10 protein-coding genes are annotated in these 12745 nt (G+C 36.3%); 1 reads left to right on the top strand and 9 read right to left on the bottom strand.

Annotation, left to right across the window (positions count from 1 at the left end):
- Positions 1-52: 52 nt before the first annotated feature.
- A complete protein-coding gene (locus tag F3J23_RS21590) occupies positions 53-2071 on the bottom strand; it encodes a M43 family zinc metalloprotease (RefSeq protein WP_228455238.1) in 2019 nt (672 codons plus the stop codon).
- Positions 2072-2167: 96 nt separating this feature from the next.
- Between F3J23_RS21590 and F3J23_RS00290 the strand changes: the two genes are divergently transcribed.
- Positions 2168-2629 carry a hypothetical protein gene (locus tag F3J23_RS00290; protein ID WP_167022407.1) on the top strand — a complete coding sequence of 154 codons (462 nt, stop codon included), beginning with the start codon at positions 2168-2170 and terminating at the stop codon, positions 2627-2629.
- A 47-nt stretch (positions 2630-2676) separates the two neighbouring features.
- Here the strand turns inward: F3J23_RS00290 and F3J23_RS00285 are convergent, their stop codons facing one another.
- The 8 genes from F3J23_RS00285 to F3J23_RS00250 form a co-directional block, all read right to left on the bottom strand.
- Positions 2677-3339 (bottom strand): DUF6048 family protein, encoded by a 663-nt coding sequence (locus F3J23_RS00285; protein ID WP_167022404.1) that lies wholly within the window; start codon positions 3337-3339, stop codon positions 2677-2679.
- Positions 3305-3781, bottom strand: a complete 477-nt coding sequence (locus F3J23_RS00280; protein WP_167022401.1) for a hypothetical protein — start codon at positions 3779-3781, stop codon at positions 3305-3307. The genes F3J23_RS00285 and F3J23_RS00280 overlap by 35 nt, the downstream gene beginning before the upstream one ends.
- Positions 3782-3854: 73 nt before the next feature.
- Positions 3855-5267, bottom strand: coding sequence for a 23S rRNA (uracil(1939)-C(5))-methyltransferase RlmD (gene rlmD / locus F3J23_RS00275; RefSeq protein ID WP_167022398.1), 1413 nt, complete (start codon positions 5265-5267; stop codon positions 3855-3857).
- Positions 5268-5375: 108 nt separating this feature from the next.
- The gene (locus F3J23_RS00270; protein ID WP_167022395.1) at positions 5376-6920 is read right to left on the bottom strand and encodes a TlpA family protein disulfide reductase; all 1545 of its coding nucleotides are present in this window, start codon (positions 6918-6920) and stop codon (positions 5376-5378) included.
- A 311-nt stretch (positions 6921-7231) separates the two neighbouring features.
- A complete protein-coding gene (locus F3J23_RS00265) occupies positions 7232-7999 on the bottom strand; it encodes a succinate dehydrogenase/fumarate reductase iron-sulfur subunit (RefSeq protein ID WP_002976316.1) in 768 nt (255 codons plus the stop codon).
- Between the two features lie 24 nt (positions 8000-8023).
- Complete coding sequence (locus F3J23_RS00260; protein ID WP_167022392.1) at positions 8024-10036, bottom strand: fumarate reductase/succinate dehydrogenase flavoprotein subunit; 2013 nt, start codon at positions 10034-10036, stop codon at positions 8024-8026.
- 15 nt (positions 10037-10051) lie between these two features.
- Positions 10052-10714 carry a succinate dehydrogenase cytochrome b subunit gene (locus F3J23_RS00255; RefSeq protein WP_167022389.1) on the bottom strand — a complete coding sequence of 221 codons (663 nt, stop codon included), beginning with the start codon at positions 10712-10714 and terminating at the stop codon, positions 10052-10054.
- Positions 10715-10859: 145 nt separating this feature from the next.
- Positions 10860-12632 (bottom strand): ComEC/Rec2 family competence protein, encoded by a 1773-nt coding sequence (locus F3J23_RS00250; protein ID WP_194303822.1) that lies wholly within the window; start codon positions 12630-12632, stop codon positions 10860-10862.
- Positions 12633-12745 lie beyond the last annotated feature (113 nt).

The following is a 12745-nucleotide window of genomic DNA, read 5'->3' as shown; positions in this document are numbered from 1 at the left end:
TAAAGAAATCCCCGAGGACTCCCGGGGATTTACTAATATTTAAAGGTTATCTTTATTTTTTGATGAATTTAAAGTTTTCCGAATTATTATTATCTTTTACAGTAATAATATAATTTCCTTTTACCAGCTCTCCTACATTTACTTTATTATTTTCAATACTACCTTTTTTCACAAGCTGACCTACTGTATTATGGATTTCGAATGTAGCCTTTGCAGAAACTTTAGTAATATTCAAGATATCATTTACAGGGTTTGGATAAATTCCAAAAGTATTATCTTTTTTATTCACTTCACTTGTACTTAAAACCTGAGGTTTCATCACTTTTCTTTGAGATGTGGTGAAGCTTCCACCGGAAATCAGGATCGTTCCTGACTGAGTTGTGATATTATAGTATCCTCCATCAAGAGCAATACCATCTCCATAGGCATCATTGATTGTGAATGTATAACAATCATCCGTACTTAATGTCCAGTTTTGAGTGATTAGTGCCGGCAGGTTAGCGGTTGTTGCATCTGCATACCCACTTCCACTGTACACAGTAGTTCCTGCGCTGTTTTTTAATGTCCAGCTTGTTTCAGATCCATAATAATCCAATTGAAGATTAAAGATCACATTTTGTGCAACAGGCATTGGCGCCCCAACATATGTAGCATTAATGGTATTATTGGAAGCTCTTTGATCAGCTCCTCCGTTTATAGTTGCAATACTTACTGTCATTGGTCCTCCCAGCGTACCAGCAGGTACCGGAAGACTAAGCAGCTGAGATTTATCCTGAGCCAGGTTACCCGTCCAGTTATAAGGTGTTTGCGCAACACCATTAATTGTATAAGTAATTTGTGCTGAAGTAAGCGCTGAAGTACCTCTGTTAAATAAAGATACAGGTACAGCTAAGGCACCTGAACATGTAACAGCTGAACATGTTCTTTCCAGTTTTACTTCTGCATCATTCGGAAATAAAGGAATAGCGATATCTTTAGTTGAAGTCTTCAATGTAGATCTTCTCGGAGAATTATTCATAACAGCAGTAATCCTGTCTTTCTGATTGATTGTAAAGGTATTCATACAAGTATCATTTGTATAATCCATATAGTTTTCAACCATTTCCATAACTGAAGCATCATTACAGCTTGCAATCTGATCACAGCTATAATTGGCAGTGTGTGCCGTAGGAGTATCTGCACAGTAGTCGTCACCACAGGTTGCATCTCCCCAGATATGTCTTAACCCTAAAAAGTGACCTACTTCATGGGTCATTGTTCTTCCTTTATCATAAGGAGCAGATAATAGGAAGTTATTATTGGTATTAAAGTCACTGCTTCCGAATGTAGAAAAATTGGCAACTACTCCATCAGTAACGCCATAACCTCCCAGTGGATTTAATCCTGGTAAGTTTGAGCCATCCGGGAACTGGGCATAGCCTAATAAGTTTGTATTAGGTGAAGCAAAAGCCACACTCCACATGTTCATATATTGAGTAGGGTCCCAAATAGTTTCCGGCTTTACAAAAGCTTCAATTACATCTTTTTTGAATGTAGACTGGCAAAGGTTTACTCTATCGATTCCATTGGTTGGGTTTCCGTTCGGGTCTACTTTTGCCAATGCAAACTGAATCTGCACATCCGCACCTACCGGGTTATTATTAAATCCTGGACTTCCCGTTAATCTACGATAATCCTGATTCATTACAGCAATCTGAGACATCACCTGTTCATCTACAATGTTTGGAGCACTTCCTACTGCCTGTCCACCGTGGATAACGTGAACAACTACCGGAATGGTAATAATACCTCCATTCTGTGATTTTTCGTTTTTAGCTTTTTCAATTAATGGTTTAAGCCAAGCCTCGAACTGATCAGTAGTCATTCTTCCCGGGAAATTCCTTCTTAGAAATTCTTCGTATTCAGTAGTAGCACATCTGTCGAATCCATTGGATTTAGCAAGCTCCATTGGTGTTGTTTTTGCTATAGATTCGAATTTCTTTCTATTATTTTCAGTTTTTTGTGCACTCATTAAGCCGGCACATAACAGAGGTAATAAAAAGAGAGATTTTGAAGTAGTAGATTTTTGCATCTTTTATTTTTATTAACTTTGCAAATATATCAGTTTTTAACATAATACATAATACATATTCAAAAAATAATCACAAATATTAAAACAGTTATAAAAATGAAAGCTTATTCATTATTAATAGTAACATTTCTAATCCTATCAAACACAAATTGTACTTCTCAAAATAAAACAGAAATCAATAAAAACAACTTAACAAATACCACACAAAAATCAAAAATTGAAAAAATAGAATTAAAGGAACAAACAAGAGGAACCAGAAGAATTACCACATTTTCACCGGGCTTAAAAATATTCTCCTTAAATGAGACAGTTACTCATTCTCCTTTATCTGTTGATGACTGGAAAAGAATTTCTGAACAGGCAGGCCAGATTGAACTTTCAACAATCTCCAACCTTAAGGCACCCACATCTTCCCGGTTTACAGATGCTGCATTAGCTTCATCTATATCTATCACTTCAGATGGCAAGGTATATACATCTTCAACTTTTGACTCGGGAGTTCCTCCGAAAGAGCTCGAAAAACTGTATAAAGAAATTATAACTAACAATAATAAATAAACCCGGAAAATTTCCGGGTTTATTTTATATGATCATGTATATCTTATCTAAAATTTATATGCCAGATTCCACGCGAATCCCATATTAAATTTTGAGGAACTTCTTCCGAATCCGGGAACAATCATCGGATAGATATCATCCTGTTTAGAGGTATACACCAGATATCTTGGCTGAAGATTCACATCAATATAGAAATTGGAATTGAACAATTGTACTCTTCCTCCTAATGTTCCTTCCAGCCAGAAAGAGGACTGAGATGATGAAGGAAACGCTTCAGAAAAGTTACTTCCTCCAAATCCACGAACGGGAACTGCCATATACTCCTGGTTATAAAATGCTCCTCCCACTTTTCCTCCGGCATAAAATCCGTTAAATTCATTTTCCGCATCTTTTGCCAGCATATAAAATGCTCCCAGCTTCACAAAAGGTCCATTTACTTTGGCATCATATCCATTCTTCTGATAGATATTCTTTTCAAATCCCGCCTCAGCAATGGCATGAACATTTCCCCTGATCTTTGAAGAAATAAAACCCTGGTACATCTTTCTATCAGAAAAAAATCCAACTCCGGTATTCAGTACATCAAGCCCAACCATAAAGTTAGGTTTATATTTCTCATGAACCTTCTTCCCGGCTTCCTTTTTATGTTGCGCAAAGCCTATTATTCCTAATAAACTAAAAAACAAGGTAAAGATTAGTCTTATCTTCATTCTCTATTTGATTTTGCCCGCTTTCCAGTTTCAGTACAGGATTCGGAGTGATTAATTCTGAACTTAAATTCTCATAATACTTTTTGATACCGCATCCCGGAGACACATAGGTTGATTTCGTACCATAACTTACTCTCACCTGAGATTCAGGACCTTTGTACCTGGTTTTGAAATAAACATCTGTATAAGGTGAATCATCTACCCGTAAAGGAATTAGTCGGGAATCAATATTTGCAAGTTTTCCCAAATCTACTTTTCCTGCACCATAGTCTACTGATACATACAGCGTATCTACAGTAGTATCTTTTCCCGATTCAGCTGATCTGAAACTTACCTTCATTCTCGGAGTCCCTTCTCCACTTTCACAGATGTCATCATCTCCTCCACAGGAAAAAAGCATTCCTAAAAAGCAGACAGCTATGAGAAATTTAAAATATTTCATCTGTATATTTTTATTTTAAGCCAGATGGAACTGACATTTTATATTCAAATTTGAAATTCAAATTTAATTAAATTTATTTTTTAACCAACAATGCGATATTCTCAACATGGTGGGTTTGCGGGAACATATCCACCGGTAATATTTTCACTACTGTATAATGATCTTTCATTAATGCGAGGTCTCTTGCCTGTGTAGCGGAGTTACAGCTTACATAAACTACCTTTTCCGGTGAAAGTTTTAAGATCTGCTCTACTACTTTCTGGTGCATCCCGTCTCTTGGAGGGTCGGTAATCAATACGTCTGCTTTAGGGTGGTTAGCCATAAATTCATCATTGAAAATATCTTTCATATCACCACAATAGAAAGTACAATTGGTAAGGCCATTTAATGCGGCGTGTTCTATTGCCGCATCTATTGCTTCCTGTACAGATTCTATCCCGATTACCTGTTTTGCATTTCTTGCTACATATTGGGCTATTGTTCCTGTTCCTGTATAGAGATCATAAACAACTTCATCACCTTTCAGATCTGCAAACTCAAGTGTTTTTCTGTATAATTCCAATGCCTGCTTATAGTTGGTCTGAAAGAATGATTTTGGTCCAATTTTGAACTTCAGTCCATCCATTTCTTCCATTAAATAACCTTCTCCGAAATAGACATTGATATCCAGATCATAAATGGAATCATTTTGTTTTGAATTGATCGCGTATACCAATGTTTTGATGTGAGGGAATTTTTCCAATAAGAATTCAAAAAGTTTTTCTCTGTTCTCTTTTTCTTCTCTGTAAAGCTGGAAAAGCACCATCCATTCGCCTTTGGAGTTCTGCCTCATCATCAGAGTTCTTAAAAAACCTTCCTGGTTTCTTACATCAAAGAAATCCAGTCCGTTCTTTACACCATATTCTTTTACAGCCAGTCTTATTGCATTGGAAGGGTCTTCCTGAAGGAAACATTCTTTCAGATCAAGAATCTTACTCCACATTCCCGGAATATGAAATCCTAATGCATCTCTGCTTCCAAAATTTTCTTCTGAACTGATTTCGTACTGAGTAAGCCATCTCGCATTAGAGAAAGAAAACTCCATTTTATTTCTGTAAAAATACTGTTCTTCGGAACCAAGGATTGATACGGTTTCAAAGTTTTCAATTCCTCCGATTCTTTTGATATTATTATAGACTTCTTCCTGTTTAAAATCAAGCTGTTTTTCATAGCTCATATTCTGCCATTTACATCCTCCGCAGGTTCCGAAGTGAATACATTTAGGATCCACTCTGTAAGGTGACTTTTCAAGAACGTCAATTGCTTCGCCTTCATAATATTTTGACTTTGCTTTTTTCACTCTTACATTCACAATATCTCCCGGAATTGCTCCTGAAACCATCACAGCTTTTCCTTCTTCTGTCCTTCCTATTGCCACGCCTTTTGCTCCGGCAGTCAATAGCTTTATATTTTCAAGAATTAGATCTCTTTTTTTCTTCCTACTCATTCTAAATTTTTCTATTTTCCTAATTGAAACCATTACGTTTCAGTTTGCAAAAATACAATAAAAAAAACCTTATCCGAGGATAAGGTTTCTATACTGTGTTAAAGTTTATTATTTTGTCTGAGCCGGCTGTGGATTTGCGGGCTGTGGAGCTTGTTGCTGGGCAGCTGCCGGATCAATTTGTAATTGTGGCTGCAATTGCATATTCGGATTTACTTTTGGTGCTGAAAGACCTGTCAGTTTATCAAGAATTGTTACCAGTTCCTGTTCTCCAAGGTTTACAAAAGATCTGCTGGCAATTTTACCGTCTTTATCGATAATCACAAAGCAAGGTAATTTGAATCCGTAAACCCCATATTTCTTTGCAATATCGGATTCCATTCCTCCTTCTCCATAAACATTTACTCCCTGGATGCCTTTAAGCAATGAATTGCTTGTTTTAATGAACTGATCTTTTGTATCGTCTACATTTACAAATACAAAGTTCATTTTAGATTTATAGAAATTAACCACTTCTTTTAAAACAGGCACCGTAGCTTCACCGATGTAAGGGTTCCACGAAGCGTAGAAGAATAACATATAAGGTTTCCCTTTGTTTTCAGAAAGCTGGTAAGCTTTTCCGTCCTGTTTTACTAGAGCTGCTTCAGGAGCTGCTTCTCCTACTTTAAGTCCTGTAATAGCTACCTGCATTTTTAGCAGGTCACTTTTAATAGTAGCGTCTTTGATATCTGTATCAATAATCTTTTTAATTTTATCAATGTTCGCAGCAGGAGTCGTTGGGTGAATATCTGCCTGAGCCATTACAAACGCTAAAAGATAATCTTTTGCAGTTTGAGATAAGTCTTTTTTAGTTTTTAAATATTGAGCAAACATCTCGGAAGTAGTAATTCCTGTTTTTCCTTTACTGTTTGCTTCTGCATATTTCTGGAAATCAGGAGTCATTTTTACAAGAAGATATTGTCTGTAAAGCGGAATAGTTTTCACCATTGCTTCTTTATCTGTCTCAAGCTGAGTTTCATAATCTTTAAAAGCTTTAGATGCTTTGTATGATGGATTACCAGACATTGGACCGTGTGACATCTCGTAGTTGGCAAGCAAATTCAGGATAGTAACTTTCACATCATTTTTCTTCCAATCCAGAAGGGCTTTGCTAGGGTTGTTTTTCTTAGCAAGGTCATCAACATTTTTATTAATGTCTGCCTCTACTTTATGCATCCCTTTTAAAAATGCAGCTTCATCTCCGCTCATTAATGCACCTAAATTAACTTTGGTTCCGTACTCACCTAAGAACTTCTGAGTTCCGGAAAGAAAATCATTGTTCTTTTTAGCATCACCTGTAATTACGTACTCATTAGGGAAAGTCATTGCATTTCCTGAGATGTTCACTTTTTGTCCTCCTTCAAGATAGATCAGGTTTTGTTTGTTTGCATAGTTGATCACATACATCCCATCTTTAGGAGCCTCAAAATTTCCTGAAAAGTTTCCGTCTTTATCTAAACCAATATTAATCAAAGGCAGGGTTCCTACTCCTGAAGCTTCCACAAACTCAATTCTTTCCAGTGGAGAGCTTCCTGTAATTTTCCCTTTTACTTCTACTTTTTTTGAACAAGACATCACGAAAATCGCGATGATAAACAATAAAAGATATTTTTTCATTTCAATTTTTAATATTACACAAAAATACGCTTTTTAGGGCTTGTTAATTCACACTAATTATTTTTTTTAAAAAATTTATCATTACCGTTTAAAAGGGGTATCCCGATTACTTTCTACACCCATTTTTCCCTGGTAAAAAGCAGATGAAAATGTTTTTCAAAAACCAATTCAACTGCCCTCCAAATATATACTTATTAAGTAAAGAATACCTAAAATTATTCAATAAGTTAACAAACTTTAACAGCTAAGTGGTATATATAAAAAAATCACCTTCAGCTTTGAAGGTGATTTTTTATGTATTTGAATCAATTCTATCCTTGATCTACAAGAGCAGCCATATATTCTCTGTTCATTCTTGCGATGTTTTCAAGAGAAATTCCTTTTGGACATTCTACTTCACAAGCACCGGTATTTGAACAGTTTCCGAATCCTTCTTCATCCATAGCTTTCACCATGTTCAGAACTCTTCTCTTGGCTTCTACTCTACCTTGAGGAAGTAATGCATACTGAGAAACTTTAGCTCCCACGAACAGCATTGCAGATCCGTTTTTACATGTTGCCACACAAGCTCCACATCCGATACAAGCAGCTGCATCCATTGCTCTGTCTGCATCTTCTTTTGGAACCGGAATTGCGTTAGCATCCAACGTATTACCAGAAGTATTCACAGAAATGAAACCTCCTGCTGCCATTACTCTGTCGAACGCACTTCTGTCTACCATTAAGTCTTTGATAACAGGGAAAGCAGCACTTCTCCAAGGTTCAATAACGATAGTCTCTCCATCTTTGAACATTCTCATGTGAAGCTGACAAGTTGTAATCCCTGTATCTGGTCCGTGAGCTCTACCATTGATGTAAAGAGAACACATTCCGCAGATTCCTTCACGACAGTCGTGATCAAAAGCGATGGGTTCTTTACCTTCGTTAATTAAATTTTCGTTCAGAATATCCAACATCTCCAAAAACGAAGAGTCTGTAGATACATCTGATATTTTATAGGTCTCGAACTGACCTTTAGTTTTACTATTTTTTTGTCTCCAAATTTTCAGCGTAAGATGTAAGCCTTTTTTTGCACTCATAATGTTATATTTATAGGTTGGAGATTATTTATAACTTCTAGTTTTAACCTCGATGTTGTCATATATCAGTTCTTCTTTATGCAATACTTCCGTATTGATATTTTCTCCCTGATATTCCCAAGCTCCGACGTATTTGTAGTGTACGTCGTCTCTTTCCGCTTCTCCATCCGGAGTTGAATGGTCTTCACGGAAATGCCCACCACAAGATTCGTTTCTGTGCAGTGCATCGATAGCCATTAATTGTCCTAGTTCAAGGAAGTCTGCTACTCTGAATGCTTTTTCAAGCTCAGTGTTCATTCCTTCACCTTCACCCGGTACTTTTACATTTTTCCAGAAATCGTTTCTTACTTCTTCAATTTCTTTGATTGCTTCTCTTAATCCTTCAGGAGTTCTTCCCATTCCTACTTTATTCCACATGATGTTTCCTAATTGCTTGTGGAAATGGTCTACAGAATGAGTTCCTTTATTATTTAAGAAGAAATCAATTTTTTCTTTAATTCCTTTTTCAGCATCGTCAAATGCACCGGAATTGGTAGGAATAGCTCCTGTTCTGATATCTGCAGAAAGATAATCTGCAATTGTATAAGGAAGTACAAAGTATCCGTCTGCAAGACCTTGCATCAATGCAGAAGCTCCCAATCTGTTTGCACCGTGATCAGAGAAGTTCGCTTCACCAATTACGAAACATCCAGGGATAGTAGACTGAAGGTTATAATCAACCCAAACACCTCCCATTGTGTAGTGAACTGCAGGATAAATCTTCATTGGAGTTTTATAAGGATCATCAGCCGTAATTTTTTCATACATTACGAATAAGTTTCCGTATTTCTCCTCAACCCACTTCTTACCAAGATCGTAGATCTGCTGATCTGTAGGATTATGAATATGTTTTTCGATAGCGGATTCTTTACCTTTTTTAATGATCTCCGTAGAGAAATCAAGGTAAACACCTTCCTGAGTATCATTATTTTCAATTCCGAATCCGGCATCACATCTTTCCTTAGCTGCTCTTGAAGCAACGTCTCTAGGTACAAGGTTACCAAATGCAGGATATCTTCTTTCTAAATAATAATCTCTATCTTCTTCTTTAATATTTTCAGGTCTTAATTTACCTTCTCTGATGGCTACCGAATCTTCAATCTTTTTAGGAACCCAGATTCTTCCGGAGTTTCTTAATGATTCAGACATCAAAGTTAATTTAGACTGCTGAGTTCCGTGAACAGGAATACAAGTAGGGTGAATCTGTACATAGCAAGGGTTTGCGAAGTAAGCTCCTTTCTTGTGAATTTTCCATGCTGCAGAAACGTTGGATCCCATCGCGTTTGTAGAAAGGAAATATACGTTTCCGTAACCACCTGAAGCGATTACTACTGCGTGAGCAGAATGTCTTTCTATTTCACCTGTTACCAGGTTTCTTGCGATAATTCCTCTTGCTTTTCCATCAACAATTACAAGATCCATCATTTCATGACGGTTGTACATCTTGATTCTACCTTTACCGATCTGACGGCTCATTGCAGAATAAGCACCTAATAATAGCTGTTGTCCGGTTTGCCCTTTTGCATAGAAAGTTCTTTTTACCTGAACCCCACCAAATGAACGGTTATCTAGCTGGCCGCCGTAATCTCTCCCGAAAGGAACTCCTTGAGAAACACATTGGTCAATAATATTTGCAGAAACTTCAGCTAATCTGTATACGTTGGCTTCTCTTGCTCTATAGTCACCACCTTTGATGGTATCATAGAATAATCTGTATGTAGAGTCTCCATCTCCCTGATAGTTCTTCGCTGCATTGATCCCTCCCTGAGCTGCAATAGAGTGCGCTCTTCTTGGAGAATCCTGATAGCAGAATGCTTTAACGTTGTATCCCTGCTCAGCTAATGTAGCTGCTGCAGAACCACCTGCCAAACCTGTACCTACAACAATAATATCAATCTTATCTCTGTTGTTTGGTGCAACAAGGTTCATATGGTCTTTATGATTTTTCCACTTGTCTTTAAGAGGACCCGCTGGAATTCTTGAATCTAATTTACTCATACTAGTATATTGATATTATTGAGTTATAAAATGGTAAACTGCTACGATGATGAATCCTGCAGGGATAAGGATTGAATACCATTTCCCGAAAGCTTTAATCACCGGCGTATATTTTGGATGTCTTGCTCCGATAGACTGGAACGAAGACTGGAATCCGTGAGCTAAGTGTAATCCTAATAAAACAAAAGAAATCACATACAAAGCTACTCTCCAAAGATCAGCAAACTTCTCATGAAGTTCAGGCCAGAAACGTTCAGCATCAGGAGTTAATCCTTCTACATACTTGTAATTCATTTCGTGTAACCAGAAATCATATAAGTGCAGCGCCAAGAAAGCCAAAACAACAGCTCCGGAAATAATCATATTTCTGGACATCCATGAAGAATTCACTGATGCGTTGTTTGATTCATACTTTACCGGACGCGCTTTATTATTCTTGATCTCCAATACAAATCCCATAACGAAATGGAAAATTACTGCAAAACCAAGAATAGGCTGCATTAAGAACTGCACAAAAGGATTATAGCCCATGAAGTCGGATGCGGTATTGAATGCATCTTTATTCAGGACTGATAACAAATTGGTTGTCAAATGCAGTATAAGAAAAATCAGCAAAAACATAGCTGATAATGCCATAGCGTATTTTCTACCTATCGTAGAACTCGTTAAACCTGCCATATAAGTTTAAATTTGAATTTCCACAAAATTAAGAAAGTTTAACAATATCGAAAAGTGAGAAATCTCACAATTAGACAGTTTGTAATCTTTCTAAATAAGAATTCTACCCATTATAAATGCAGGAAAAGAGCTAAATTAAAAACCATCATTTCAGATCATAAATCTTATCTCTGAAAACTACTTTTTCAACAGAAGAAGGCAGGGTTTTTATCTCAAAATATGCTACTCTTCTGGAAGAACAATAGGGCTTGACAATGTAGTGTAAAATCTTCTTCTGGTCCTGTTTATCCGAAATCCAGAAACAAACTCTGTTCCCGTCTTTTACTGAAAGTATTGTATCCCGACCGAAAGATTGAACCAGTACTTCTCCTTTGTGATTTTCAAAAATAGTGTAGCCGGTTCTTAGGATCAAAAATGCTAAAACTCCCATCATCACTCTCAGTGAATTTCTAAAATCAGATTTTAAAATAACGGGTCTCAGCAGATAAATGATTAAAAATGCAGACAATACTTCAATCTTATTCATAGGAATATGATCAAAAAACAACACATCGATTTCAGCAAACCAATGGATCATCCTTAGCAAGATTTGAATCATAAAGTCATATATCACATTCATCAATTCAAAATCAATATGGAAAGCAATAAAAGCTGTCATTAAAAACGAAAAAACGATAATGATTTCAGAAAAAGGAACCACTACAAAATTGGCAATCAGGGATATGAAAGAAAACTGGTGAAAATAATACAGCACCAGAGGAAGTGTTGCAAGCTGAGCAGATAAAGAAATCGTAATGGTATTAAATATAAGCTTTTTGAAGTAATGATCCTGCTTCGGGAAGTATTTCAGAAGAGGCTGATTCAGCCAGAAAATACCCAAAACAGCTAAAAAGCTAAGCTGGAATCCAACATCAAAAATCTGCCGGGTATCTATAATCAAAATAATAAATGCTGATAATGCTAGTGAATGAAGAAGGTCCGGCTTCCTTTGCAGTAATATGAAAATAAAATACACCGTCAGCATAATACATGACCTCAGCACGGAATTTCCAAATCCGATAAATATGGCAAACAGCCAGATAAAACATAAGCTTAAAACAACAGCGTATTTCCTGAACTTTAATGGAGCAAAACGAATCAGCACAAAGTAAAACATTCCAAAAATGACTACAATATGGGTTCCGGAAATCGCAAGAAAATGTATCAGCCCGGATCTATTGAAATCATCAAGGGTATCAGTCTCAATTTCTGTACGGTCAGCCAGAATAATACCTTTCAAAAATTCTTTGGTACGGGTTGACATTTCGGTTTTATCAATGCTTTTCAAAACATTAAATCTGTATTGATCTATCTTTTCCGAAAGGGACAAATCCGTTCTTTCTATGGATGAAATCTCTTTTAAAAAGAAAATCTGACAATCTATGCCTCTTCTCTTCAGATACTGAGCATAATTAAACTGAAAATCATAGGAAGGAGGCTTAGGTCTCGTTATATAAGCTTCTGCTCTGTAGTAATGAATAAAATCTAATTCAGCAGCACTTTTAGGAATATAAAAAACAGAATTGAAACCCTGTTTTCCAGTTTGGGCTGTCACTTCATATTTTCTATACTTTTCGCTCGAATTTAATTTTCGAGATATTTTAAAAGTAACAACCCCTTTCTTCCCTGAAAATGAAGGAACCTCCGATGAAAAAGTATTATAATAATGAAGGATAATTCCTGTTCCAAAAAACAAAACCCCTAGTAAAAAAGCTCTGGTTTTGTGCAGAAAATAGGAATGGAAAAATAAGAGTGTTAAAACGCCTATACTAATTCCAGTTATAGAATATACAAAAGCTCTTCTCAACACTAGTAAGTCTTGAAAAATAATTCCAAGAATGAAGCAGATGACCAGAATAAGTAAGGGTTGTTTGTGCAATTCAATTATTTACCTCTCCAAAATAGAGAAATAACCTCTTGCTTATGATCTCTGAAATTACTAAATAATTGTCTTTTATATTTTGAAAACCATCAAGGTAACGCTTGATTTTT

The sequence above is a fragment of the Chryseobacterium sp. Tr-659 genome (assembly GCF_011752975.1).
GTDB lineage: Bacteria > Bacteroidota > Bacteroidia > Flavobacteriales > Weeksellaceae > Chryseobacterium.
This window is presented reverse-complemented; position numbering and strand designations above follow the sequence as displayed.

Excerpts from the sequence above, each read along its gene's own strand:
- rlmD (WP_167022398.1), bottom strand. The coding sequence starts at position 5,267 with ATGAGTAGGAAGAAAAAAAGAGATCTAATTCTTGAAAATATAAAGCTA.
- F3J23_RS00290 (WP_167022407.1), top strand. The coding sequence starts at position 2,168 with ATGAAAGCTTATTCATTATTAATAGTAACATTTCTAATCCTATCAAAC.
- F3J23_RS00270 (WP_167022395.1), bottom strand. The coding sequence starts at position 6,920 with ATGAAAAAATATCTTTTATTGTTTATCATCGCGATTTTCGTGATGTCT.
- F3J23_RS00255 (WP_167022389.1), bottom strand. The coding sequence starts at position 10,714 with ATGGCAGGTTTAACGAGTTCTACGATAGGTAGAAAATACGCTATGGCA.
- F3J23_RS21590 (WP_228455238.1), bottom strand. The coding sequence starts at position 2,071 with ATGCAAAAATCTACTACTTCAAAATCTCTCTTTTTATTACCTCTGTTA.
- F3J23_RS00265 (WP_002976316.1), bottom strand. The coding sequence starts at position 7,999 with ATGAGTGCAAAAAAAGGCTTACATCTTACGCTGAAAATTTGGAGACAA.
- F3J23_RS00280 (WP_167022401.1), bottom strand. The coding sequence starts at position 3,781 with ATGAAATATTTTAAATTTCTCATAGCTGTCTGCTTTTTAGGAATGCTT.
- F3J23_RS00285 (WP_167022404.1), bottom strand. The coding sequence starts at position 3,339 with ATGAAGATAAGACTAATCTTTACCTTGTTTTTTAGTTTATTAGGAATA.
- F3J23_RS00260 (WP_167022392.1), bottom strand. The coding sequence starts at position 10,036 with ATGAGTAAATTAGATTCAAGAATTCCAGCGGGTCCTCTTAAAGACAAG.